We start from the raw sequence: 24346 nt of genomic DNA on the forward strand, positions 1-24346 counted from the left end.
TGGATATGCACCATTCCTGCCATATATTGTACCTATTTATGCCATCATCCACTAATAGTGTAGCATGAGTAAAGGACCCATGCTGGTGACCTGCGGACTGCCGTACACCAACGGACCCTGCCACCTGGGCCACCTGCGGACCTATGTGCCGGGGGATATGTACGTCCGGTACCTCCGCCACCGTGGAGAGGAGGTGGTCTTTGTCTGCGGTTCAGACAACCACGGCACGCCGATCGTCGTCAGTGCCGAAGAGCAGGGGGTCACGCCGAAGGAGCTCTCGCTGAAGTATCACCGTCACTTTGAAGAGACCTTCATACGGATGGGTATCCGGTTCGACCGGTTCGGGATGACCGATGGCGAGGTGAACCACCACCGGACCCGACAGATGATGCAGAGTCTGATCGACCACGGGTACATCTACTCCGCGACGATCAACCAGAGTTACTGCACCACCTGCAACCGTTTCCTTCCAGACCGGTATGTGGAGGGGACCTGCCCGCACTGCGGGGCTGTGGCACGCGGTGACGAGTGCGACCAGGGGTGCGGCAAGCACCTCGAACCAGGCGAGATCAGAGACCCGGTCTGCAAGGTCTGCGGAACGAAAGCGGAACTGCGGAGTCAGGAGCATTTCTTCTTTAAACTGGGGGAGTTCAAAGAGTTCCTGGGCACGTTTTTAAAAGAGGTCAGAGGGACCGACAACGCCAGAAACTATGCGCTGGGGTGGGTCAACGATGAACTGCATGACTGGTGCATCACGAGAACGCTGGACTGGGGGGTCAGGTTCCCGGGACGGGACGACCTGGTCGTCTATGTCTGGGTGGACGCTCCGATCGGGTACATCGCCTTCACCGAGGAGTGGGCGACCGCCCATGGACGCGACTGGCGTGAGTTCTGGTGTGGGGACGGGGATATCACCCACTTCATCGGCGGGGACATCACCTACCACCACTGCATCTTCTGGCCGGCCCTGTTGAAGGGCGCCGGGTACGGCGTCCCGTCTGCGATCGTGGCGAGCGGGATGCTGAAGATCGACGACCACAAGTTCTCCAAGTCGCGGGGGTACGTGGTCTGGACCAATGACGACTACCTGGACCTCGGTCTGCCGGCCGATTATCTCCGGTATTACCTGCTCGCCTACACCAGCCACACCAAGGAGTTGAACTTCTCGTGGCAGGCCTTCGCCGACCGGGTCAACAACGAACTGGTGAACACCTTCGGGAACTTTGTCCACCGGACCCTGCACTTTGCCCACGCACAGGGGATCGGAATCCCGGACCTGGGTGCAGACCAGGAGATCCTGCAACGGATCAACGAAACGATCGCTGCCGTCGACGCCGCGATGGATGCATACGAGTTCAAGAACGCGGTCGACGCCGTGATGACCCTCGCATCCTACGGCAACAATTACATCCAGACCGCGGCCCCCTGGAAACTGATCAAGACCGATCGGCCGGCTGCGGTCCAGGTGATCCGGAACTGCCTGCAGCTGGTCCGAGCCCTGGCCCTGCTGATCGACCCGACGATGCCCGAGACGGCGTCGAAGATATGGATGATGCTGGGAGAGGGCGGCCTGGTCCGCGAACACCGGACCTCCGAAGCGATTGAACCCCTGGCAGCACGCGAACTCGCCCCCCCAACCCCGCTCTTCGCTCGGATGGAGGAGAAAGAGGTGGCTGCACTGGAGAAGACATTGATGATGAGAGTGGATGAAGCAGAGAAGAGAGGTCAGCCCGCAGAGGAACTTATCTCCATCGAAGAGTTTGGAAAGATGAAACTGGCCGTCGGGACGGTCATATCAGCAGAGAAGATCCCGAAGTCCTCGAAACTGCTGAAGCTGATCGTGGACATCGGGTCAGAGAGACGGCAGATCGTCAGCGGGATCGCCAAGTTCTACGATCCCGAGCAGCTGGTCGGGACCAGCGTGATCGTGATTACAAACCTGCAACCGGTCACGATCTTCGGCGTCGAGAGCAGGGGCATGATCCTGGCCGCCGGCGATAAGGCAGCCCTGCTGACCCCCAACCAGGCGGTCGAACCGGGTACACCGATCCGGTAAACCATCCGCTCATCTCCAAAAACCCATTTTTTCACGTCACCGGGTCGACATGACGATATGATCCAAAACCAGAGAACTGTTTTTCCTATTTCCCCAGCAATCCCTTCACCCACTCCTGGTTTGTCCAGAGAGCACAGCCGCCGTCGGTCTCCACCAATCTGGCGTGGTTCTCACGAATCTCCTGCAGAAAGTTCGATCGCAGACCCTCTTTCAATGAAACCCGTGCGAGATTGGCATCCGAAAACGGAGCTGCAGGGCAGGGTTCGAGATCCCCGGACGGGCTGATATGGACAAAACCTCTGCCAGCAGCAAGACATCCCCCATAGACTTCTTCATCGCCGGGGAATCCAATAAAGAGTGCCGGAAATTTCTCTGAGAACGACTGGATGGTGGTGGTGAGTCTCTTCCGCTGGTCAGGAGTCAATACAAGGTTTTTTGTGCCGGATTCGATCGGAACATATTCAACAAATACAAAGGCCCTGACCCCTGCATCCATCATAGATGCAATGAACCGTTCGTCAAGGACCTGGTCAATGGTACTGCTGGTGACAGTAACCGAACAGCCGGTGAAGTTTCTGCGGGACTTCAGGAGCGAACAGGTGGAGAGCAGACGGTCATAGACACCCGGACCTCGTCGACGGTCGGTCTCCTGGCGGAAGCCCTCAAAACTGATGACCGGAACGATATTTTTTTGATCTGCCAGTGATGCAACCGCCTCTTCGTCAATCAAAAGACCATTGGTAAAGACCGGGAAGAGGATCTGCGGGAACGATCGGGCGAGATCAACGATCTCCTGTTTTCGTAGCAGCGGTTCACCGCCGGCGATGACGATGACCGAGACGCCGAGTTCAGCAGCCTCAGAAACGATCGACCTGAGAATCTCCGGGGTCATCTCCGACGCAGCCGTCCTCTGCCGCTGTTTCATATAACAGCCTGCACAGGTCAGATTGCATCGCGAGGTGATGCTTACGATCATCACCGGCGGAACAAGAAGCCCACCCTTCTCGTTGTTTCTGCGAATGAGTGCGCCTTTCTTCTGGTACCGAAGCAGGGCGGTCCCGGTGATGAGGAGAGAGGGGTCAGCCCGGATGATCCGCAACGCCTGGCCGAGGGTTTCTGAGATCGTTCTATCGAACAGGTCCCGATAGCCCCCGCCAGTCTTTGTCTCTACCGTGGAACCCCGACCTCCATGAATCATGAGAATATCTCCTGTTACATTACTGAGTCTGCAGTGAAAGCCGTTGTTATTCGTAAGCACCTTCCGACCAGTCCGTCTTCCACAATGACAGGTGTAACGATGCCAAGGATAACAACCCGGAGAACGATCCGACAATGAAAGAGCAGCCGCTCGGGGAAAAATTACAGGAAATGATACGGGCCTGGAGGGATTCGAACCCCCGACATCCGGGTTAGAAGCCCGGCGCTATGTCCTGGCTAAGCCACAAGCCCCGCAGTAATTGATATAGGGAGTCCCGGTTTATTAACCCGTCGAAGAGAGGAAGGGGGCTTCCTCATCCTGCATGGCAGCAACTGACCTTTAAGACCTCTACAGTGGTCGGCGTGATGGTCTCCATCGACGAGACCTCCTTCACCGACGAGTTCGCGCAGTACCGGACCTGGATTCTGGCCGCCATCCGTTCGCGCTCCTCGAAGTGGGACCCGTGGGAGAACTCGATGATCCGCTTCATCATGATCCCGATCGAGATCACATCGACGATTATCCCGTTATCTCCAACAGCGAGGTCATCACGATCCACATTGGTCATGAAGATATGATCTCCCGGGGTGACCCCGGAGAGGGTGATCACATTGTGCGCACTCTGAACCTCAAGGGTGCGTGGCCGTCCGCGCTTCAGTTCTCTGATAACATCCGCAGATATTCCGGTTAATGCAGCACACTTCATCCAGATCACCCGTACATCGGTAGATTTTCTTTCTTCTGAGGCCCTTCAGCAGAGGACTGAACCTCTTCGGCGAGTTTATGCATCGTCGCCTCGATCTCATCGGCCTGTTCAAGCAGCGGCTGGATGTCCACCTCAAGGTTGTACATGTGGTTCAGCACCTCAAGGGAGGCGACAGCCGCCCGGGGGTCAGGGGCGTTGACGGTCTCGCCCAGCAGACCGATGGCCGGGATGCCGCGGATCTTGCACTCGGTCAACAGACTGCTGGCAATCCCCGATATCGAACCGACCGGCAGAAACTCGGTCACCTCTTTGATCCGCTCGAGCAGTTCTTCGGTGGTGGCAATCCCAAAGACCCTCTTCTGATCGTCCGTGGTGACGACCCCTGCCAGGGCCACCACCTCCTTGATGTGGAACGGCATCAACCAGTCCACCAGCCCGGTGGCGACCTCGTAACAGATCATCGGATGGATCGGAATATCGGCAACGATGGCGACGATCGCTTCCTTCTGATAGATCCTGACCGGCACATTGATCAGCCCTTTCGCCATCATCGCAAACGGGGGAAAGTACTTGCTGGTCATCGTCCCGATCTGTTTGAACTCCTTCTGGTCGACAAGGTACTGGAGAGCGATCGAACCGACCAGACCGCTCCCGGGGAAACCCATCAGTATCGTAGCCCCATCCCCGGAGATGGGCTCTGATATAATTCTGATATCATGCAAGGCTTCTGGTGACATTAGATTAACATAGTGTATCTTCCTAAAAAGTATTATGGAAGAATTCCAGATTAAACGTGGATTTACCAAAGATCTCAATAAAAATATGGTTCAGCAACTGGTCGAATGCTTCAACGCCGAGCCTGTCGAAGCGGACGGGCATTATACGATCACCTTTGGGGCCCTGAAAAGGTTCGATGTCTCACTGGGCAGCGCAGGGAAGAGCATCGTCGTCGACATCGAGGCAGATCCTTCGATCAGTGACGACCAGCTGATCCTCGACACCATCAGGCGGCGGAATACCTACCTGCAGGCAGTCACGGGATTCACGTCAAAAGAGCGGGTCAAAAAAGCTAAGAAAATTGAGTGAACCAGAATATCACTCAATAATTATCGCTGGTTTGAATGGCAGGGCAGACCCTGCCTTCGCGTGAGCACTCTCTTCTGCCCCAACGATCTTCACCGGGATCCCAAAACTCTCTTCCAGGAACCCCTGCGCCGCGGTGAAGAGCGCCACCTCATCCGGCGCCCCCACGAGCAACTGTTCGATCAGCTGCGGCGGGAACCGGTGGATCAGCGTGGTGCACTGCTTTGCAGCATCGGCTGCAGCCTTGCCCCGGGCACGCATCTCCTCGTTCTTCATGACCTCGGCAACCCCGGCCTTCCGGTCAGACGAGCCCGCGATGATCGAGAAGATCTGCTGCTTCCATGCTGGAGCGACCGCGATCTCGATCGATGACGGGGCGATCTGGATCAACTTCATGATCGACTCGATATCCTCGACGGTCCGGGCGAGCAGTTCCTCGGCCAGCTCGACCGACGGCAGGATCTTCTCCTGCTGGAGGACCGGCCAGGGTGCCACCGAGACGAAGCCTTCCTGCCCCATCTGCTGCCAGAGAGACTCGCACGTGAACGGGATGAACGGGGCGAGCAGCCTGACCCAGACCTGGCAGAGTTCCCGTATTGCCGCGCTGCCGGCCGAACCGGCAGGCACCCGGCGCCAGTACCACTTCAGGTCGGCTTCGATTGCAAAGAACGACTCCTGGAGCGCCTGGCGGGTCTGGAAGAGTTCGAGCGAATCGGTGGCCTTCTGGATATGCCGCTGGAGCCGGCTGATCAGCCAGGCATCGATGGCGGTCTGATCCCCGGTGACGGTCATCCCTTCGGTGACGGTCGCATAGAACCGCTCGATCTGTCTCCTGGTCGAGGCGACCAGTTCGTTCCGCCAGTCAAAGTCCTGCCAGGGCTCTGCACTGCCCATCAGGAACATCCTGACCGTATCGGCCCCGAACTCCTGGACCGCATCCTCGAGCAGGAAGACATTCCCCTTGCTGGAGGACATCTTGGCCCCGTTCAACAGCCCCATCCCAAAGACCACAATCCCCTTCGGCTGGTACTCCTCCGGGAAGATCGCGACATGGTGGAAGACCTGGAAGGTCAGATGGTTGGAGATCAGGTCCTTGGCCGAGAACCGGAAGTCATAGGGGTACCAGTACATGAACTCCGCTCTGATCGCATCCAGCGTTTCCCTGACCGGCAGGTCAGAGGACTCGACCCCGAGGAAGATGTAGTCAAAGACCGCCGGCGTCAGCAACGCAGGGTCGATCTCCCGGATCCGATGGGCGATCGTATAGTAGGCCATGTAGATCGTCGAGTCGCTGAGCGGCTCAAAGAGCCAGGTCGGGTCCCAGGGAACTTTAGTGCCCAGCCCGACCCTGCGGGTGCAGGCCCAGTCCTTCAACCAGTCCACGGTCCGTTCGAACTCGGCCCTGACCTCGGTCGGAACCAGCTTGATCCGTGGCAGGTGCTCGTGGACCTGCTCCTTCCAGACCGGATCGCTGTACTTCAGGAACCACTGGTCGTGCAGGATCTTCACATAGACCCTGCTGCCGCACCGGCAGACCACCGGCCGGTGGTCGAACTCGTACATCACGGCTGAACCGTACTGTGCGAGCATCAGTTCTGCGACGGTGTCCCGGGCCACCCGGACCGGAGCGCCCCCGTACTCGGGGTACAGCTTCCCTTTAGCGAACTCTGCCGAGTAGACCTCCTGGGTCAGCGCCTCCATCCGGAGATCGTGCTGGTTGGTGATATTGGCACGTTCGACGGCGTCCTTCGCCGGAACCTTGCCGTACCCCTCGACGGTGATCAGCGGCACCGGAACGATATCGGTGTACTCCCCCTGCTGCTGCAGGTCGCGGAGCGCAATATAGTCGAACGGGGCATGGGCCGGGACGCTCATCACAATCCCGGTCGCCATATCCGGGTCGACGAAGGCTGCCGGAAGGATCCTGACCTGGCCGGCAAGCGGGTGCGTGACCGTCCGGTCGACCAGGGCGCTCCCCGGGATCTCCCCGACCACCTTCACGGTGTGGTCCTGCATCGCGAGCTTCTCCGCCGCCTCGTGACTGACGATCCAGGCAACCCCGTCCACCTCTGCCTTCACATAGGTGACCGCCGGGTTGACCCAGAGGTTCGTGACGCCGTAGATCGTCTCGGGCCGCAGGGTAGCGGTCGGGATCAGCCCGTCCTCGCTCTGGTACATCACCAGCGTGAACTTGATCACCTCGGCCTTGTCCCCTTCGAGCAGGTCGTGGTCACCGACCGGGTTGTCACACTGCGGGCAATACCTGACCGGGTGGGCACCCTTGGCCACATGGCCGTCGTTATAGAGATGAGAGAACTGCCACTCGACGAACTTGCTGTACGTCGGGTCGACCGTCGTGAACCGCCGCCGCCAGTCGATCGAGAGGCCGCACATCCGCATCACCCGCTCGTACTCGTTGCTGAAGTGGTTGACGATGGCCAGCGGGTCGGTGAACTGGTCCAGCACCTGCTGCGGCACCCGGTACAGGTCGCGATAGAGGTGGATGGCCGCCTCGTCCCCACGGGCGATCCGCTTGGAGATCCCGATCACCGGGGCACCAGTCACATGGAACGCCATCGGGTACAGCACCTGCTTTCCCCGCATCCGCCAGAACCGGGCGATCACATCAGGGACCAGGTAGGTCCGCCCATGGCCCACGTGCATGGCGCCGCTCGGGTACGGGTAGGCGACCGTGATGTAGAACTTCTCTTTCTCGGACGGGTTCGCCTCAAAGAGGGTTCCCCATCGTTCCCTGCATTCGCTCTCCAGTTTGTTCATATCAATTCCGCTCATTCATACCACCTCGTTATACCGGCCTCATCCGTATCGTTTCACCACTCGTGTACCGCTTCAGCATCTCCTGGGCGATCGTGCTGCTCTTGGCCAGGTGGATCTCACCGGCATCGCTGACGGTCGCGGTGAAGAGGTACTCCTTGCCGGCAAAGACATCGACGATCTTCCCGCTCTGATCGGGCGAGATGATCGAAAGGTGCTTACGATCCGTCCTGATCCGGATCCCTCCCTCTACCGGGAGATCCTCCTCGACAACCGGACGGGTCACCTCCAGTTCGGTCAGGGGGCGGATATCGATCCCGACGCCGACCTTGTTCACAATCGAGGCGACATTCTTTCCGCCCTTTCCGATCGCTGCAGGCACGTCCTTGTCCTCGATGTACACGACGGCCTTGCTGTCGCTGATCATCTTCACCTCGACCGGGCCCTCGGTGTACCTGCCGATCTCTCGCTGGATATCCTTGGCGACCATCCGCCATGCCGGCTTCTCCTCCGGGATCTCCGGCTCGATCTCCACTTCTTCGAGCACAGGCTCTTCAACCATGCTTGAAGGGACCACCGGTTCAGGGACCGGTTCATGAACCGGAGCCACGCCAAGATTCACGGGCAGGATGACGGTCTCGCCTTCTGATCTGAAGACCTCGAGCACCGGTCGACCGCTTTCGGCGTCGGTGACCGTTATCACCGGCAGGGGCCGGGTCTCGGCCGGCATCGAGGCCGGAACCTTCAGCCCGAAACTCAGGTCATAGATGCTGCTGATATCCCCGTCACTGACGAAGATGATCGAGTTCACCACCTGGGAGAGGACACCAAAGTCCACCCGGTCTGAGAAACGCTGCAGGGCGGCGTGAACACTCTCTGCATGAAGAACTCCGATCATCCCGACCCCGGTCAACCGCATGTCTGAGAAGATCCGGAAGTCTTCATGTTTGCGCAGTTCGTCATAGATCACATAGTCAGGCCGAAGCAGCAGCAGCATCTCGGAGGTCTTCTCCATGCTGCCGTCCAGGGCCGTATACTGAGTGATCAGGTCGGGCACCTGCATATCCCGCGGAGCCTCCATCGTCTTGACCACAGACCCCCGATCAGAGAGATGAATCGCGATGTTCTGAACCAGCGTGGTCTTGCCTGCTCCGGGTTCCCCGGCCAGCAGCACCCCCCGCTTCTCATCGGCCAGCCTCTTCTTGACGAGCTGTGCCTTCCGGTAATGCTCGAGCGATATATCGACCACCGGGCGGACCGCGGTGATCTCCATCCCATCAGAGAAGGGGCGGCGTGCAATGGCGATCCGCATCGACCCGATCTGCACGACCGTGATCCCGCGCCCTTCGGATTCGACAAATCCGTCGGGATCCCGCTTTGCACGTTCAAGGATCTCCCGTGCCAGTCCGATCAGTTCATACTCGCTGGAAGGCTGGTCCCTGATCCGGACGAGCCGCTTCTCGGTGATCGAGCCCTTTCGGGCGTACGGGGGTACCCGTTCCTTGAGATAGACGGCCAGCGTCTGTTCATCGAAGAACTGGTCGATGCCGAGGGGGGTGAAGTCGCCGATCTGCGGTTTCATATATTGTACATCGAGCCCCTTGGCCCTGGCCACCTCAGACTGCACACTGTCACTGGTGATGAACTTTGCATTGTGCTCTATTGCCACGTTTCGGATCATCGCATCAATCTCTCCACCACTGGCCAGTTTCACCTGTTCGAGTGTCGGCCTGACACCCACAAACTGTATCTCTATCAATTTCTGCTCTGCCATTCTGCAGAGTTGCTGGAGTTCAGTCAGCCCGCTGAACCCAATCTCCCGTCCCTGATTGGCCTGCGACTCAAGTTCAGCCACCACCGCTTCGGGTATTATTATTGTAGCGCCGGCATATTCTCCCTTTTTTATCATAGATGTGATGCGTCCATCAATAACGACGCTCGTATCGGGCACCAGTTTCATAAAAAATCACCATAATTTAGAGGATATTATTCTTTATTAGCATATACCTTATCAGGATTGAAGACCTTCTGCAGAATCTGCTCATCGTCGATCGTCCTGAAAAAACAGGACCGGTATCCCATGTGGCAGGCAGCCCCTTCCTGGTCGACCAGATAGAGAAGGCAGTCCTCATCACAGTCCACCAGGATCCGGTGCACATGCTGCAGATGGCCGCTCTCCTCACCCTTCTTCCAGATCCGCTGCCTGCTCCTGCTGAAGTAGTGGGCGAACCCGGTCTCCTGAGTGAGGCTGACCGCTTCGTCATTCGCATAGGCGACCATCAGCACATCCTTTGTCTTCTGATCCTGGACAACCACCGGGACCAGGCCGTCTTCATTGAAGTGAAGTTCCATACATTCAGACTCCTGCGATCATCCGCGCAAGCAGCCAGTAGATCGGATCCCCCACCGTCAGGGCCGTCAGAAACCCTGCCGTGATCGGGACGATGAACGGGACCGCGTATGAGATCCAGACTGTGCCGGCCATCTTATAGAGCCGCATCTCCTCGACATAATCAGCGGGGTGAAGGCGGAGGTTTCTGGTGTAGACCCGCTGTCTGCCCGTCAGCATCCTCTTCAGCGTCTCAAAGAACCCGAAGTACCGGCGCTGCAGGGTGCCGTTCTTAAGAGAGAACTCCTCCATCACGAACCCGTAGGACCGGGTCAGGTCCGCACTGCCGACCGGAAAACCCATGAACTGGCAGAGGAGCGGACCGTTATTTCCTCTGGTCCGGTTGATGAAAAAGATCCCGACGGGGGCGATCAGGGCGAAGATCAGGGAGTCGACCAGCACTGAGAACGGGAAGAAGCCGGTCGCAGTATACCCGAGCAGCGGTTGAACCGGAAAGGTCGGGACCAGCAGCGAGATGAAGATCAGGGCCCAGGCGTCCGCCCCGCCGAAGAGGCCGAACGAGGCGCAGAGGTAGAAGAAACCTGAAAAGATCAGTGCTGCGATCAGGTATCGGCCGCCGAGCGTCCAGTCGGGCAGGGTCAGGTACGAGATAACGGCGGCGGGGACCGAGATGATCAGCATCGGGTACCAGGTCCGAAACGGTACACGCCGATCCCTGATATCGAGGACCGAGGCGTACAGCAGTGTGAGCCCGATCGCCACTGCCGCGATCAAAAGCGGGAGTATCATCATGATCTGCAGATAGTGCTTGTCTGTATTCCGGTTTATGTCTAGTGCTCACGCTGAAAAAACAGGAGGTGCTGGCAGCATTGAAACCAAAAAGAGAGGTATGGTGCAGGGGGGATCAAAAACCCTGCTGTTCAGTTGGAGAGAGTGAAGGAGTCGATGTTCTCGTTCCCGAACGAGAAGACCTTCAGCACATGAGTACCCTTGCTCAGGTGAACCGAGACGGCCGGAGAGGTCGCGAAACGGTCCATGCTGGAGGTCTGCCGGAACCAGGCCGTGGCACTGACCGATTTATCATTGTCATCGGTGACGACGACATACTGTTTGTCCGAGACCGCCGCAGCGCGGAAGGTGAGTTGATAGGTGCCGTCCTGAGGAACGGTCACGGTGTACTTCAGCCAGTCGCCGTACCTGAGGTTTGAGATATAGTAGAACTTTTCAGTCGCGTTCCGCTCGATCTTCACACCGCCGACACGGTAGATGCTGTACGTGTTGGAGGAGCCGGCATAGTGGTAGCCCACCCCTTCGCCACCCATATCATAGTCCTCTGCCTCGATCTGGCAGGGGAGGATGTGTCCTACATAGGGAACCTGGTAGGCACCCGCAGGGGTTGTCGAGGTGGTGTTTGGCTTAGTGTTTGGCGTGGTGGTTGTAGTGGTCGTGACCGGCTTTACAGAGTTATTCCATGCCGTACTTCCCGCAGACCCCTTCACCAGCGGGTGCTTGTCCACGTTGCCCGAGTTCAGCGTGTAGGCAGCGGTGGAGATGCCGTTCTCCGCCTTATCTGCATTGACCTGGGAGAACCCGTCCCCATCAGGCGTGGCCCAGTAGTTGCCACCGGTGGCAGACCCGCCGATGATGTTCCTGCCGCTGGCCACCGATCCGCTCCAGGTGTTGGTCCCGGTCGATCCGGCAAACCCGACATTCTTGGCATTGTTCAGGTCATTATTTGTGATGGTATTGCCTGAGGACGAGACAAGGGAGATCCCCTCACACTCGTTCCCCGAGATCCGGTTTCCGCTGATGGTCGCCCCGGTCGATGAAGTGAGCACGAGCCCATAGGTGTTGCCGCGCAGGACGTTGCCGGCGATCGAGACACCAGTGCCCGGGTTCAAGGAGATGCCGAAGTGGTTGCTCGTGGCGTCCACATTCCTGATAGACCCCTGCTTTGCACCCCAGTAGTAGACGCCGAAGTACCAGTCCCGAACCACGATGTTGCGAACACTCACATTGCTCAGTGTGGACGCGCCGTGTACGAGCACACCGCACGAGTTGCCGGCATCTTTTCCTGAGATCACGTGCCCGTTTCCTTCAAGCGTTACGTCAGAGGACCGGATCTCAATACAGACCGGTTCGCTGGTGCTGGTGATATCCTTCTGCAGTACATAGGTTCCGGGGCTGTCGATCACAACCGGGCCGGTCACGTCGACCGCCGATACCGGAGAGACGAGGAGCAGCCCGGCAACGAGCAGTCCCAGCACCACGCCAATTGTTATTCTGGTTCTCAAATTCCCGTTCATCTTCACTCCAGATGCGCTTGCCTGTACATGAATATAAGAGTCACTGGAAAAACCTCAAAAGAATACCAGTGAGAATATATCAGTATTTGTTACCCGCGCATATTAGTGTTATGATTTTACCAACACCCCAGATCTCATAGAATAGAGCAAAATATTCGATATTTAAAGGAATTATGAGAATATTGACGAGATATGAGACTGAACACTGCGCCAGGAATCACTGACCGGAGAGGCGACTGCTGATCTCACGGGTGAGGAGATCCATCGCCTCGAGTTCACGCGGACCGCCACAACGCCGGACGATTGCATGGTGATGATCGATCAACTGCTTCAGCCAGGGATCCCTGGTGACGCAGTACCTGGTCGCGTGCACCGTAGCCTCTATCACGCTGGAGAAACCGCGATTCACCGGATAGACCTGCAGATCGCAGATCTCTTCGGCGATCGGGATCAGGTTCACCAGCAGCGTCGCCCCGGCCTTCCGGACCACCTCCACCGAGAAGGCTGCCCAGGCCTCGGCATCGGCCAGCCGGCACATGCTGATCCCGCCGGCTGTGAACTGCAGAAACGCCTCAGGCGCCGGATCAGAGAACGCAGTCTGGACATAGAGGACCGGATCATGGGTCAGGTTCGCAACAAGCCAGCGGTCCCGCTCGACCAGTTCCGCCGTATGGCTCGTCAGGTACAGCGCCGCCTGCAGGGTACCTGCACGTGCAATGACCCCGACCGGAGCGGCGTTCATCGCGGTGGTCGCAATCACCTCGTTGATCCCCTCCCTCATCAGCCCCACTGCCAGCCCTCCCCGAGCGCCGTATAGATCGCAGCGATCGTGATATCGGCGAGTGAACCGGGATTGACCTTCTCCTGTATACACCAGGCGTCGAGCGATTCGACGGACTTCTGCCCCCGCAGGACCTCGGCTGCCATCAACCGGGTCTGTTCGGCCTTCGCCCGCCCGAACTTCTTGACGATGAAGGAGTCCTGCTCGGTGGCGAGCAGGTTCAGAAACGCCGCCGGGATCGCAGAGCGCGCGTCATCCGATGCGAGCAGGAGGTCTGCGGTGCGCCGGGTCAGGGTGAATCCGTTCACCCACTCGCGGGCGACCATGTCCTTCTCTGCAGAGTAGACCATCAGGTCGTAGAGGGTCATCCCCCGGGCATGAATCTGCTCTGTAGCAGCCGGGTCATGCACATCGAGTTCGTCCTCGGCACAGACCCGCACCTCGGTCATCCCGAACGCACGATAGAACTCGATCGCGTCCTGGACCGTCGTCGTTCCGATCTCCCGGGCCGCCCCGGGGATATCGCCCCCACAGACCAGCGGCATCAGCAGGATGAACGCACCGAAATGGGTATTTCCCCCCCGATGGGAGGAGGTGGCCTGCACGGCCTCGCGGATCAGCGTACCGATCCCGGCAGCCCGCCGCTCCGCCCGCTCGAGGACGGGCCTGACCATCAGGGTCGACGCGAGGAAGTGTTCCAGCCGGGTGTCAGGATAGTCATGGCAGCGGTCGACATTCCCCGGCTTGGGGGAGGCACAGACCTCGAGCATCATCGCCAGCTGCGCCTGCTCAGCCAGGCTCACCCGTTACACCTCATCAAAGATCCGGTCCATCAGCCTGTCGGCGAGCCGATGCTTGTAGCGCATATAGTCCTTCTTGGTGAGACCGATCTGCTGGATCGTCATGTCCCTGAACATGCAGGGGGATGACGACTTGCAGCACCAGGCCAGCGACCCGAAACAGGTGTGGTTCCCCTCCTTGAGCGGAGTTGCCTCGACTCCCTGCTGCTTGAATTGCTGGTACTCGTCCCGGGTCATCCCGATCTTCTCCAGCATCGGGAGGAGCGGACAGTCCTTGACCGGCATACAGCAGAAGGTCAGGGCACGAATATCCCCGCCCCTGCAGAGCTGCTTGGGGGAGTTGTACCACCCCTCCTCATCGGCGTACCGGGTGATCGCGGCATCGAGGCCGGCGAGGGTCCGTTCATCGGCCTGCCGTGCCAGCGAGACGAGATCCGCTCCATGGGTGAACATGTCGCGCATCTTGTCGAAGGTGGTGATGGAGTTGTTGGCGATCAGCGTCAGCGGACAGGAGTTCCTGATCTGCCGGAGCTTGGAGTAGCCGTAGTCCATCAGGTCCACGTGCAGGATATCGGCCCCGGCCTTCCAGAGCCGTTTCGCCAGCACACGGTCATCGAGGACGACGCCGGCCCGGATCTTCACTGAGACCACAACCCCGTTCTTCTTCAGAGCGCGGATGATCGCATCGAGTTTGTCCGGATGTTCGAGCAGGTACTGCCCTGCGCCGGCCTCCATCATCTCCGGCTGGCGACAGTGGGCATCGACCTCGTAGATCACCCGGGTTCCGAACGCTTCGGCGATGCGCGCGAACGCTTCAGGGGTCGACCCGCGGAGGTTCAGACCGATCACCAGGTCCGATCCTTCCAGCAGTTTGAGCTCCTCTGACAGTGCCTCCACCGGGTCCAGATAGATGAACTCGGTCCGTCCCTGCGCAACCAGCCTCTCTGATGCCTCCATCGTCGGTTGATCGATGGAGAATCCGCCAAGAAATGCAACACCGACATGGGCCGCCCGGGCTGCCGCATATGCACCATCGACCACCCCGGCCATCGATGCCAGGGCCACCGGAGTCTTGACGACCTGACCATTGATCAGGAGTTCGAATCGCTCATACTGCTCGCTCATGTGGTGATACTCATTAGGTTTTTGGTGACATAGTATTTTGGGTCAGAGGGAGAGGAGGGTGTACCCCTCTTTGGACCGCTGCAGCGGTATCTCCGCCCTGCACTCCTCGATGGAGATCCCCGGGCAGGTCCCGTATGCAGAGATCACCTTCTCCCAGGGGACCAGGTAGGCCTCGTTCGCCTTTCCCGGCCCTGGTCGGAACTCGACGGCCAGGTATCCCCGTCGGCCGGTCTTCTTCATGAACGCGGAGATCCCGTCGACCTGGTGGACATTGTGCTTGTCGGCATGGAAGTGCTGGGAAAAGTAGACCTTCTTCCCCTGCAGGGACTTGCACTCCACCGAGAGGTAATACTTCGGATCGAGCGAGTCGACCAGCACGTCCACGTACTGCATATTGAATTTCTGCTGCTTGAGCCGGTAGGCAAACCCCTGCAGCCCCTTCTCGGCGAAGTACCGGTTGAAGCAGTGAACCACCTCCCGCTCGAAGTCTCCCATACATAATTATTCGTCCCCTGATCAAAAAAAACGGATTGGTAATATTTTTTAGATCAGAATGGGTACACAGTACTACATGAGTACCAAAGGATTACTACTGGTCGGACACGGCTCCAAGTTACAATATAATAAAGAACTGATCCTCGAGACCGGGAAGATGATCGCTGCAAAGTCCTCAGAGTATATGGTAAAGTGCGGATTCATGTCGATGAACGAGCCGAGCGTCGAGGATATGCTCGAGGAGTTCTCACACGCATCCATCGACGTCCTCGTCGTGGTACCCCTCTTTCTGGCAAAGGGCATCCATATCGAGAAGGACATTCCCGCCCTGCTCGGCCTCCCCGAGGGGGGACGGAAGGGAACATTCAAGCTCGACAGCGGGACCGTCCCGCTGGTCTATGCTGAGCCGATCGGGGTCGACCCGCTGCTCGCCGACCTGATGCTGAAGAATGCCGAGAACGCACTGAAGCTGGTCTGAACCCGGTATGCGCCTCCTTGTGCTGGATACGATTCACGGCGGCGGAGTGATCGCCGCCTCGCTCGCTGCACAGGGGCACCAGGTAGACGCAGTGGACGTGTACCGCGGGGAAGACGGGATCCCGGCAGAGGTGGCGAGGGAACGGCAGTATGACCTGCTGATCGCGCCCGTCCACCTCGACCCGGCCCACCCCCTGCTCCACCACCATCGGTGTCCGGCGATCACCCACCACCAGGCGGTCAGGTGGATCCTCGGCGACCGGGTGCCTCACCCGTTCATCGAGGTGACCGGGGCTCAGGGAAAGACGACGACCGCAACGGCCCTGGCCTCGGTGATGGAGGGTCCGGGGATCCTCCACACCTCGACGGGGACCTACCAGTACCCGGAACGGACGCGCCTCTTCCAGTCGAGCATCACCCCGGCCTCAGAGATTGCTGCGGCAGAGGCCGCGCTGGCGATCGGCGGCTGGCTGATCGCAGAGGTCTCGCTCGGGGTGACCGGGGCCGGCGACCTGGCCGTGCTCACCTCAGGAAATGATTACCGGTGTGCGGCAGGGGCGCGGTCGGCGATTGACGAGAAGATCCGGTCTATCGCCGCAGCGCCGGCTGTTGTCGTGCCCCACGAGGTACAGACCGGCCATCGGCACCAGGTCAGCGTCGACCAGGTGGCCACGATCAGCAAAGACGAGTGCCGGTTCGCCTACCTGGATGAGGTCGGCCGCTTCAGAAACCCCCTCCTTCTTCTTCCCGCCTACCAGACCCCGCTAGCCCTGGCGACCACCGCGGCCCTGATCCTCGGCCAGGACCCGTCCCGGCTCGAAGGGTTTGAACCGCTCGCCGGGAGGATGAAGATCAGCAACCGCGGTACGACCCTGATCGTGGACAATGCGAACAGCGGGGTCAGCAGGTCCACGACCCGGGAGGCCGTGGACCTGGCCCGCCGCCTGAACCCGGAGAAACCGGTGACCCTGGTGATCGGGGAGGAAGCCCACGCCGTCTGCGAGGGGTTCCCCCCCGAGGGGATCAGGGCGACGATCAGAGAGACCGGGCCGGCAACGGTGGTGCTGGTCGGGGAGACGGCCAGAGCGATACAGTCCGGCCTGCCGGAAGGCCGGGTCGGGGTAGCGGAGACGCTCGATGGGGCGATGCCGATGGCAGAGAAACTGACACCACAGGGAGGCTCCATCGTCCTCGCTGTGAAGATGTGGAGATGACCTATGGACTATATCCAACCAAGACCAAGTTCAATCGTAGCGGCGCTCTATACAGCCAGGGATCTGAAGGTCGATGTCGCGATCCTGCACGGCCCTTCAGGATGCTCATTCAAACACGCCCGGCTGCTGGAGGAGGATGGGATGCGGGTGCTGACCACCTCGCTCGCAGACAACGAGTTCATCTTCGGCGGCCAGGAGGCGCTGGAGCGGGTGCTCATCCATGCCGAGAAAACCTTCCACCCGAAGAGGATGGCGGTGATCGGCACCTGTGTCTCGATGATCATCGGGGAGGACCTCCAGTCTGCGCTGCATGCGACGACGGTCCCCTCGATCGCGGTCGACGTCCATGCCGGGTTCAAGGAGAACATCGAAGGCGTGATCCTCACCCTGGTCGCCGCCGCAGAGGCCGGGTGGATCAGCGCCGAGGAACTGGCACGGCAGCGGCGACTGCTGGCCGCGGCCAATGAGGTCGAACGGCTCCGCGGGGCCGCGAGCAGGAGTTATATCGAACCTGAACGCGGGGACCTGAAGCATACGGCGGCACAGCGGCTCCTCGAACTGGCCACCAGCGGGGCCCGCGGGATGGCCATCATGAACGCCAAGAAGGAGACGGCCTACATGTTCGCCGATGAACTGCTCGCCCTCCACGAGGTGGCGCCGGACGCACCCATCCGTTACCTGGCCAACCTCGAACAGCGCGGCCTCCCCAAGGTCCGATTGGATGCGGAGCGGATCCTCCAGGGGCTGGAGGCAGGAGGGCTGACCCCGGAACTGGTCGGGGCGCTGGATGAGTACGGGGCCCTCGGCGACCAGATCGGGGAGGAGATCGAACGGACGAACCCAGACTTCGTGCTGCTCGTCGGGGTTCCGCATGCCGTCCCTGCCCGGTATACCGAGGGGCGGGAGGTCTTCTCGATAACGAACGGCCCCCGACAGGTGGCCCCGCTCCGGGAGTTGGGGCACCAGCACGTGCTCGTCGAGGTGGACCTGCACCCAAAGACTTTAGGCGTCCGCTCCATCGTGGAGAGCGAGTTCGGGGCGGTGCTGAGGTCCCTGGTATGAAGACGCTGCTGATCGCCGGCGACCGGTCCGGGAGCGGCAAGACCTCGATCACCCTCGCGCTGGCGGCGCTGCTCAGGAAACGATTCGTCGTCCAGACCTTCAAGGTCGGGATGGACTACATCGACCCTTCGTACCTGACCGGGGTGACGAGCCGGCCCTGCAGAAACCTGGACGGGTACGTGATGACCGCCGACGAGATCCAGGGGATCTACAATCACGGCTGCCAGGGGGCCGAGGTGGCCCTGGTCGAGGGGGTCCGGGGGCTCTACGAGGGGGCGGAGGCCCTCTCCAACAAGGGCTCGACCGCCGAGGTGGCCAGGCTGCTCGACCTGAACGTGGTGCTGGTGATCAATGCCCGCTCGATCACCAGGAGCGCGGCCGCGATCGTCAAGGGGTTCATGGCCTTCGACCCTGAGGTGAAGATCTGCGGGGTGATCCTCAACAATGTGATGGGGGAGCGGCACCGGGAAAAGGCTGTCGCCGCCATCGAGCACTACTGCGGGGTGCCGGTGATCGGAGCGATCCCGAGGCTCGAGGAGATGCATCTCGCCATGCGCCACCTAGGGCTGGTCCCATACCGGGAAGGGCAGGAAGGAACCGAGTTTTGCGATCGAATCCAGGCGATCACCGATCTGATCGGGCAGTACGTCTCGATCGATCGTCTCCTCGAACTGGCCGGCGACGTCACGCCCGCCCCGTCTCCGGCGTACCTCCTCCCTGCAACCGAGCAGGACCTGACGATCGGGGTGGCCTACGACGAGGCCTTCAACTTCTACTATGCCGAGCTCTTCGACATCCTCGCCGCCGGGGGGGCCGGGGTCGTCCGGTTCAGCCCGATCCACGACGCCCTCCCGAAAGCCGACGGCTACATCTTCGGCGGCGGGTACCCCGAACTCTTCGGGGCCGAGTTGGAGGCGAACACCCGGATACGGGAGGCTGTCAAAGCCGCGGCTCTGGCCGGGACGCCGATCTATGCCGAGTGCGGAGGGCTGATGTACCTGACCGAGGCGATCGTGCTGAAGGAGGGGTGGCAGCAGAGCACCAGGGAGCAGGTCTTCCGGATGTGCGGGGTCTATGCCGGCACCACCGCGATGCCGGCTGCCCGCGTGGTCACCTATGTCGAAGGAAGCAGCGCCGCCGATTCCCCGATGGGAGCGTATCCCTTCAGGGGTCATGCGTTCCACTACTCTGACGTGGACCTAGCCCCAGAGACCCGGTACGCCTACACCCTGACCAGGGGGGTGGGGATCACCGGGAACGCCGACGGTGCCCTCTCTAACAACACGCTCGGGGCCTACTGCCATCTGCACCCGGTCAGCAGCAGGGAGATGTTCGCGGCCTTTCTCCGGACCTGCAGGGCCGCCCGGACTGAAGCGTAAAGGATACTAGATCATACCCCCAATCCAGTAACTATGATCATCTATCTCAATGGAGCATATGTCCCCAAGGAGGAGGCCACGGTTTCTGTTTTCGATCACGGTCTTCTCTACGGAGACGGAGTCTTTGAGGGGATCCGGGCGTACAACGGTCGGATCTTCCGTCTTGAAGAGCACCTTGACCGGCTGTACGACTCGGCCAAGACAATCGACCTGAAGGTTCCCATCTCTAAGGAAGAGATGGCCGAGGCGATCAAGGAGACGATCCGGAAGAACAACCTCAAGGACTGTTACATCCGCCCGATCGTCACCCGCGGCAACGGGGACCTCGGCCTCGACCCCCGCAAGTGCCCGGTTCCGACCGTGATTGTCATTGCGGTCGAATGGGGTGCGATGTACGGCGACCTGTACGAGAAGGGGCTGACCGCGATCACCGTCTCAGTCCGGCGGAACCCGGCCTCGGCACTCCCACCGAATGTGAAGAGTCTGAACTACCTGAACAATATCCTGGCCAAGATCGAGGCCAACTACAAGGGCGGCGATGAGGCGATCTTCTTCGACACCAACGGCTACCTGGCCGAGGGGTCGGGGGACAACATCTATGTCATCAAGAACGGCGTGCTCTTCGTCCCGCCGACCCTGAACAACCTGCGCGGGGTGACCAGGCTCGTCGTGCTGGAGCTGGCCGCGTCCCTCGGGTTCACGGTCAAGGAGCAGAACATGGGGTACTTCGACCTGTACACCGCCGACGAGGTCTTCGTCACCGGCACAGCTGCAGAGGTCGCCCCGATTGTGACGATCGACGGCCGTTCGATCGGGAACGGGCGCCCCGGCCCGGTGACGTCCCAGATGATGAAGGCGTTCACCGCCGTCACTGATAAAGAAGGGACCCCGGTCTACTGATCCAGGGGGCCGGCATCCACAACCTATTTATTTTCGGGCGTGAGATTAAGTAGAGCAATCGCTGCTATAGTGTAGTCCGGCCAATCATGTCGGCCTTTCACGCCGACGACTGGGGTTCGAATCCCCATAGCAGCATTCTGTTTTTGGGTCAGGGTTTTTCTAAAGAGTTGTAACCCGGTTTATCATTCGTGTGGACATTCATCAGCAGGATCGATAGATAGCGACGAGAAAAAAGGGGGAAGAGGGTTCTCCCGCCCTACTGGACGATGAACTGTCCGGTCATCGTGGTCGGATGCACGTCGCACCGGAAGAAGTATGTCCCCGGCGTGGTCGGTGCGGTGAAGGTATAGGTCGTGGTGACCGGCCCGGTCACGATCGGGCCTTTAAAGAAGCTCGTGCTTGCCGATGAGTCGGTGTAGACCGCGAAGTTGTGCGGTACCCCGGAGTCCATGTTGTTGAAGGTGACCGTGACCTGCCCCCCGGCCTGAACCGTGATCGTCGACAGGCTGAATGCAAGGTTCTGGGCCGTGAGATTGACCGATGTGGTGAGGCCGGCAGGCGTCGTCGCCGCGGTGGTGACCGAAGTCGTGGTCACCGGGGCCGTAGTGGTCGCCGTGGCGGTCACGATTGGCGCCACACTGGCATTGCCGATGGGGACCAGGCCGGAGGTGTTCGCTGAGACCATCTTCCAGACCTCGCCCGAGGTTTGCGGTGTGATCCCGGGGCCGCCATTCTGGTTGATCAGGACGAGGACCTCGTGGTCGGCGTTCTCGTACATGCCTCGGACGAAGGCGTTGATCCGTCCGTTCGCGTTATTGGCGACAGTCATCTCCGAGGTCGTCCACATCGCGTTCTCAGCCGCGGTCAGGTTCGCCGCGTTGTCGGGCAGGGTCGCCGTGTCCAGGCCGGCGGGCGGCGTGGCGACGAGGAGGGTCCCGTTGCCCGCGGTAAAGCTGTCGGACCAGGTGCCGAAGATGTACGAGCCCTGCAGCGACGAGAGGGCGCTGCCACGGTAGACGACGCCGCCGACGATGACGTTGCCGACATCGTGGCCGAGTTCGACCACCGGGCCGATCAGCGGCTGCCCGTTGTAGCTGGTGATCCTGCTGGTGGTGTTCGGCACCGCCCTGTCGCTGGCCGGGTCGAAACTGTGCGTCCCCTCGCGGATGTTCCAGGGGTAGGCGCCGCCTTTGTAGATGACCAGCGCAGACTCGAAGAGATTCTGTCCGGCCATCGCGACGAACATCCGGTTGCTCCCGCCGGAGTCAAACGCCGCGAACGCCGGGTTGCGGAAGCCGTAGGCGTAGATCTCCGGCAGGACGGTCGCGTTCGAGAGGAACGGGTTGCCCGCCGGGATGCCGTAATCCTTGCCCGCGCTCGTGGTGTCCACGTCGATCCTGATCACCTTGCCGAGGAGCGTGGTCAGGTCCTGGCCGTTGCCGATGGCCGGCGTGTGGCCCATGCCGGTGTCGTCGGCACGTCCACCGTCGCCGAGGGTCAGGTAGAGGTAATTGTCCGTCGGCCCGAAGAGGAGGATGCCGCCGTTGTGGTTCATATACGGCTTGTCGATCTCAAGCAGGATCCGCTCTGAGGAGTTGTTCACCTGGTTTTGGCTGGCGTTCGATACCGTGAACTCGGAGAGGCGGTTGGTGCAGGACCAGTTCGGGTCCGCGCCGGCACGGAGCGGCGCGCTGTAATAGGCATAGACCTTTCCGTTCGACGAGAAGTTCGGGTGGAACGCGATCGAGAGCAGCCCCCGCTCGTCGTATGCCGAGCTCAGGTTGACCATCCTATCGCGGACGTCGAGGAACGGCTGGTCGAGGACCGTTCCGTTCATGAAGAAGATCTTCACGTACCCGTTCTGGTCGACGAGGAAGAGCCGGCCGCTCCCGTCACCGGGCTCTGCGACGAAGAGCGGCGACGTGAAGTTGCCGGCCACGCGCTGGAGGCCGATCGGCATGGCGGACGTCTGCAGCATCGTCGTCGACCGGTTGCCGGCGATCATTGCGGCCAGGGGCGAGTTCTGGTTCGTGAGGTCGGTGACGTTCGTGACCGGAGTCGGGGTTGGGGTCACGTTACCGGTGGGTGTCGGAGTGACGGTGCCACCGCCCCCGTCGGACGTCGGCGTCGGGGTCACGTTGCCTGTGGTCGTCGGCGTTGGGGTTCCGGTTGCCGTGACCGTGACGCTGTCGTTCATGATCGGTACGACCGGCGTGTGGTCGTTATTCACGAGCTGGACTGCGAACCTGTGCTGCCCGGGCGTCACGTTCGTGAACACGTATGTCGTCCCCGAGACATGGTTCCAGACCGCAGTCGGATCGGTCGGGATTGCCGGCTGACCCGGAGTGTCAGGGATCTGATTCACGTCCATGTAGAAGTGGACGTGCCCTTCGCCCGCGACGTTCGCCTGCCCCTGCTTGTCGACGACGCTGAAGTTACTGACCATCGCGGTCACCGTTACGTTCCCGGGGGTCACGACCGTCCCGTTCTGCGGAGAGGTGATCATGATCGCGGCCTCGCCGGCGGTCTGGTTCCCTGTCGGCGTCACGCTCGGGCCACCCGCCATCTCAAAGGTCATGTAGTCGAGGTTTTGGGCGTCCTTCACGAACTGGAGCCGGATGTAGTGGCTCCCTGCCGGCAGGGTGACGTTGGCGGTCGCGTCCTCGTAGGTGTCGAAGGACTTCGTGTCCGGGACTTTGACCTGCGCCTCTAAGACGCCGTCGACCCAGACCCATACCTCACGCTCGGCCCACGGGCTTGAGGCACGGAACGTCGCCAGGTATGTCCCGGCTTCCTGAATATCGACCGTGTAGGTCAGCCATTCAGAGGACTTGACGAACGCGACCACATGCCCGGACCCGCCGGTCTCGATGTCGACATCATCCTGGCGATAAGCGCCGCCCTCGTTACCGGAGGTCCGGTCGAACCAGGCGATGCCCTGGCCGCCGGTGTCATAGTCCTCGGCCTCGATCTGGCCGGGGATCGCGGAGGAAGTTCCTGTGAATGGATGGAACTGATGCTCCGTTGAGGTTGCGTTCCCGCTGGGGGAACTCGTTCCCGTGGGGATTGCCGCCACGGCCAATGCCACCATTGCCATGCAGAGCACGGCGATGAGGGCGATCGTAGTTCTATTCATGGGTGGCTCAGACGGCCCCTTATTATATATATTTTCTCAGAATGAAACCCTGCATCACAATCCCGACAGGCGGAGTCAGACTGCCACTCTGATGGGGCCGCCCCTGGTGCATACAGGGGCTTTGCTGAAGGCGTGGAACCAGCAGTAGCGAAGATGAAGGAGTCTCGGCGACCGTGATCAGTGCCATGAGAATCGGCTGTACCCACAACGGGCATTTATGATTATTGAGACGACGAACACCGGCCCTTCGCCTCTGTCGTTCAAGGAGAGCAGGAGGCATGACACGGCCGGGGTGCTCGGCATCGGTGCAGTTTTATTCTCCAGTAGCGGTATGAGGGGGAGGTACGGTCCCCCGTCACATCTGCTGTCACATCTGTGATGCCGCCGATTCCATCGTCTCAATTGCATGCCTCTGTCTCTGGGACAATTCCCATCGTTTTCGAATAATGTTTATAACCATTGTACCTTATTGTGTCCCCTTGAGGGTTAGTAGGGGACGACTT

At 60.2% G+C, this 24346-nt stretch carries 20 protein-coding genes and 2 tRNA genes; 8 read left to right on the plus strand and 14 right to left on the minus strand.

The window, feature by feature from the left end:
• Window positions 1–64 precede the first annotated feature (64 nt).
• Complete coding sequence (gene metG / locus ACFKSJ_RS06055; RefSeq protein WP_440951354.1) at window positions 65–2056, plus strand: methionine--tRNA ligase; 1992 nt, start codon at window positions 65–67, stop codon at window positions 2054–2056.
• Between the two features lie 85 nt (window positions 2057–2141).
• Here metG and ACFKSJ_RS06060 read toward each other — a convergent pair whose 3' ends face one another.
• The 4 genes from ACFKSJ_RS06060 to ACFKSJ_RS06075 all read right to left on the minus strand — a co-directional run bounded on the left by ACFKSJ_RS06060 (window position 2142) and on the right by ACFKSJ_RS06075 (window position 4697).
• Window positions 2142–3254, minus strand: coding sequence for a radical SAM/SPASM domain-containing protein (locus ACFKSJ_RS06060; RefSeq protein WP_440951355.1), 1113 nt, complete (start codon window positions 3252–3254; stop codon window positions 2142–2144).
• Window positions 3255–3430: 176 nt separating this feature from the next.
• Window positions 3431–3505: transfer RNA gene (locus ACFKSJ_RS06065), tRNA-Arg, on the minus strand.
• 62 nt (window positions 3506–3567) lie between these two features.
• The gene (locus ACFKSJ_RS06070) at window positions 3568–3960 is read right to left on the minus strand and encodes a DUF473 domain-containing protein (RefSeq protein WP_440951356.1); all 393 of its coding nucleotides are present in this window, start codon (window positions 3958–3960) and stop codon (window positions 3568–3570) included.
• A 5-nt stretch (window positions 3961–3965) separates the two neighbouring features.
• Window positions 3966–4697: a proteasome assembly chaperone family protein gene (locus ACFKSJ_RS06075; protein ID WP_440951357.1), complete on the minus strand. Its 732-nt coding sequence runs from the start codon at window positions 4695–4697 to the stop codon at window positions 3966–3968.
• 34 nt (window positions 4698–4731) lie between these two features.
• Here ACFKSJ_RS06075 and ACFKSJ_RS06080 point away from each other — a divergent pair, with 34 nt between their 5' ends.
• Window positions 4732–5046, plus strand: a complete 315-nt coding sequence (locus tag ACFKSJ_RS06080) for a DUF5611 family protein (RefSeq protein ID WP_440951358.1) — start codon at window positions 4732–4734, stop codon at window positions 5044–5046.
• Window positions 5047–5055: 9 nt separating this feature from the next.
• Here ACFKSJ_RS06080 and leuS read toward each other — a convergent pair whose 3' ends face one another.
• The 9 genes from leuS to ACFKSJ_RS06125 all read right to left on the minus strand — a co-directional run bounded on the left by leuS (window position 5056) and on the right by ACFKSJ_RS06125 (window position 15675).
• Window positions 5056–7836, minus strand: coding sequence for a leucine--tRNA ligase (gene leuS / locus ACFKSJ_RS06085; RefSeq protein ID WP_440951359.1), 2781 nt, complete (start codon window positions 7834–7836; stop codon window positions 5056–5058).
• A gap of 13 nt (window positions 7837–7849) precedes the next feature.
• A complete protein-coding gene (locus tag ACFKSJ_RS06090) occupies window positions 7850–9778 on the minus strand; it encodes a PINc/VapC family ATPase (protein WP_440951360.1) in 1929 nt (642 codons plus the stop codon).
• Window positions 9779–9804: 26 nt separating this feature from the next.
• A complete protein-coding gene (gene hisI / locus ACFKSJ_RS06095) occupies window positions 9805–10170 on the minus strand; it encodes a phosphoribosyl-AMP cyclohydrolase (RefSeq protein ID WP_440951361.1) in 366 nt (121 codons plus the stop codon).
• A 4-nt stretch (window positions 10171–10174) separates the two neighbouring features.
• On the minus strand, window positions 10175–10960 hold the full coding sequence (locus ACFKSJ_RS06100; RefSeq protein ID WP_440951362.1) for an A24 family peptidase C-terminal domain-containing protein: 786 nt from the start codon (window positions 10958–10960) through the stop codon (window positions 10175–10177).
• Between the two features lie 128 nt (window positions 10961–11088).
• On the minus strand, window positions 11089–12474 hold the full coding sequence (locus tag ACFKSJ_RS06105) for a NosD domain-containing protein (RefSeq protein WP_440951363.1): 1386 nt from the start codon (window positions 12472–12474) through the stop codon (window positions 11089–11091).
• Window positions 12475–12691: 217 nt separating this feature from the next.
• Window positions 12692–13255 carry a DUF447 domain-containing protein gene (locus ACFKSJ_RS06110; protein WP_440951408.1) on the minus strand — a complete coding sequence of 188 codons (564 nt, stop codon included), beginning with the start codon at window positions 13253–13255 and terminating at the stop codon, window positions 12692–12694.
• Window positions 13255–14028 carry a triphosphoribosyl-dephospho-CoA synthase gene (locus tag ACFKSJ_RS06115; RefSeq protein ID WP_440951409.1) on the minus strand — a complete coding sequence of 258 codons (774 nt, stop codon included), beginning with the start codon at window positions 14026–14028 and terminating at the stop codon, window positions 13255–13257. Before ACFKSJ_RS06115 ends, ACFKSJ_RS06110 begins: the two co-directional genes overlap by 1 nt.
• Before the next feature lie 33 nt (window positions 14029–14061).
• Window positions 14062–15180 (minus strand): methanogenesis marker 9 domain-containing protein, encoded by a 1119-nt coding sequence (locus tag ACFKSJ_RS06120; RefSeq protein ID WP_440951364.1) that lies wholly within the window; start codon window positions 15178–15180, stop codon window positions 14062–14064.
• 42 nt (window positions 15181–15222) lie between these two features.
• Complete coding sequence (locus ACFKSJ_RS06125) at window positions 15223–15675, minus strand: Holliday junction resolvase (protein WP_440951365.1); 453 nt, start codon at window positions 15673–15675, stop codon at window positions 15223–15225.
• A gap of 76 nt (window positions 15676–15751) precedes the next feature.
• Between ACFKSJ_RS06125 and cfbA the strand changes: the two genes are divergently transcribed.
• The 6 genes from cfbA to ACFKSJ_RS06155 all read left to right on the plus strand — a co-directional run bounded on the left by cfbA (window position 15752) and on the right by ACFKSJ_RS06155 (window position 20842).
• Window positions 15752–16153 carry a sirohydrochlorin nickelochelatase gene (gene cfbA / locus ACFKSJ_RS06130; protein WP_440951366.1) on the plus strand — a complete coding sequence of 134 codons (402 nt, stop codon included), beginning with the start codon at window positions 15752–15754 and terminating at the stop codon, window positions 16151–16153.
• Window positions 16154–16160: 7 nt separating this feature from the next.
• The gene (gene cfbE / locus ACFKSJ_RS06135) at window positions 16161–17366 is read left to right on the plus strand and encodes a coenzyme F430 synthase (protein WP_440951367.1); all 1206 of its coding nucleotides are present in this window, start codon (window positions 16161–16163) and stop codon (window positions 17364–17366) included.
• 3 nt (window positions 17367–17369) lie between these two features.
• A complete protein-coding gene (gene cfbD / locus ACFKSJ_RS06140) occupies window positions 17370–18428 on the plus strand; it encodes a Ni-sirohydrochlorin a,c-diamide reductive cyclase catalytic subunit (RefSeq protein ID WP_440951368.1) in 1059 nt (352 codons plus the stop codon).
• Window positions 18425–19807: a Ni-sirohydrochlorin a,c-diamide synthase gene (gene cfbB, locus ACFKSJ_RS06145; protein ID WP_440951369.1), complete on the plus strand. Its 1383-nt coding sequence runs from the start codon at window positions 18425–18427 to the stop codon at window positions 19805–19807. Before cfbD ends, cfbB begins: the two co-directional genes overlap by 4 nt.
• Window positions 19808–19840: 33 nt before the next feature.
• Window positions 19841–20707, plus strand: coding sequence for a branched-chain-amino-acid transaminase (ilvE, locus tag ACFKSJ_RS06150; RefSeq protein WP_440951370.1), 867 nt, complete (start codon window positions 19841–19843; stop codon window positions 20705–20707).
• Window positions 20708–20767: 60 nt separating this feature from the next.
• Window positions 20768–20842 (plus strand) — tRNA-Glu (locus tag ACFKSJ_RS06155).
• 121 nt (window positions 20843–20963) lie between these two features.
• On the opposite strand, the gene ACFKSJ_RS06160 is transcribed toward ACFKSJ_RS06155, so the two are convergent.
• The gene (locus tag ACFKSJ_RS06160; RefSeq protein ID WP_440951371.1) at window positions 20964–23843 is read right to left on the minus strand and encodes a PQQ-dependent sugar dehydrogenase; all 2880 of its coding nucleotides are present in this window, start codon (window positions 23841–23843) and stop codon (window positions 20964–20966) included.
• Between the last annotated feature and the right edge of the window lie 503 nt (window positions 23844–24346).

It is taken from the genome of Methanosphaerula subterraneus (assembly GCF_052055875.1).
GTDB classification, from domain to species: Archaea; Halobacteriota; Methanomicrobia; order Methanomicrobiales; family Methanospirillaceae; genus Methanosphaerula; species Methanosphaerula subterraneus.

Bases quoted from the DNA above. Each gene is read 5' to 3' on its own strand.
- ACFKSJ_RS06100 (WP_440951362.1), bottom strand. From the start codon at position 10,960: ATGATGATACTCCCGCTTTTGATCGCGGCAGTGGCGATCGGGCTCACA.
- ACFKSJ_RS06070 (WP_440951356.1), bottom strand. From the start codon at position 3,960: ATGAAGTGTGCTGCATTAACCGGAATATCTGCGGATGTTATCAGAGAA.
- ACFKSJ_RS06110 (WP_440951408.1), bottom strand. From the start codon at position 13,255: ATGAGGGAGGGGATCAACGAGGTGATTGCGACCACCGCGATGAACGCC.
- ACFKSJ_RS06075 (WP_440951357.1), bottom strand. From the start codon at position 4,697: ATGTCACCAGAAGCCTTGCATGATATCAGAATTATATCAGAGCCCATC.
- ACFKSJ_RS06090 (WP_440951360.1), bottom strand. From the start codon at position 9,778: ATGAAACTGGTGCCCGATACGAGCGTCGTTATTGATGGACGCATCACA.
- ACFKSJ_RS06160 (WP_440951371.1), bottom strand. From the start codon at position 23,843: ATGAATAGAACTACGATCGCCCTCATCGCCGTGCTCTGCATGGCAATG.
- hisI (WP_440951361.1), bottom strand. From the start codon at position 10,170: ATGGAACTTCACTTCAATGAAGACGGCCTGGTCCCGGTGGTTGTCCAG.
- cfbE (WP_440951367.1), top strand. From the start codon at position 16,161: ATGCGCCTCCTTGTGCTGGATACGATTCACGGCGGCGGAGTGATCGCC.
- ACFKSJ_RS06105 (WP_440951363.1), bottom strand. From the start codon at position 12,474: ATGAACGGGAATTTGAGAACCAGAATAACAATTGGCGTGGTGCTGGGA.
- ACFKSJ_RS06125 (WP_440951365.1), bottom strand. From the start codon at position 15,675: ATGGGAGACTTCGAGCGGGAGGTGGTTCACTGCTTCAACCGGTACTTC.
- ACFKSJ_RS06060 (WP_440951355.1), bottom strand. From the start codon at position 3,254: ATGATTCATGGAGGTCGGGGTTCCACGGTAGAGACAAAGACTGGCGGG.
- cfbA (WP_440951366.1), top strand. From the start codon at position 15,752: ATGAGTACCAAAGGATTACTACTGGTCGGACACGGCTCCAAGTTACAA.
- ACFKSJ_RS06080 (WP_440951358.1), top strand. From the start codon at position 4,732: ATGGAAGAATTCCAGATTAAACGTGGATTTACCAAAGATCTCAATAAA.
- cfbB (WP_440951369.1), top strand. From the start codon at position 18,425: ATGAAGACGCTGCTGATCGCCGGCGACCGGTCCGGGAGCGGCAAGACC.
- ACFKSJ_RS06120 (WP_440951364.1), bottom strand. From the start codon at position 15,180: ATGAGCGAGCAGTATGAGCGATTCGAACTCCTGATCAATGGTCAGGTC.
- cfbD (WP_440951368.1), top strand. From the start codon at position 17,370: ATGGACTATATCCAACCAAGACCAAGTTCAATCGTAGCGGCGCTCTAT.
- ACFKSJ_RS06115 (WP_440951409.1), bottom strand. From the start codon at position 14,028: ATGATGCTCGAGGTCTGTGCCTCCCCCAAGCCGGGGAATGTCGACCGC.
- ilvE (WP_440951370.1), top strand. From the start codon at position 19,841: ATGATCATCTATCTCAATGGAGCATATGTCCCCAAGGAGGAGGCCACG.
- metG (WP_440951354.1), top strand. From the start codon at position 65: ATGAGTAAAGGACCCATGCTGGTGACCTGCGGACTGCCGTACACCAAC.
- leuS (WP_440951359.1), bottom strand. From the start codon at position 7,836: ATGAGCGGAATTGATATGAACAAACTGGAGAGCGAATGCAGGGAACGA.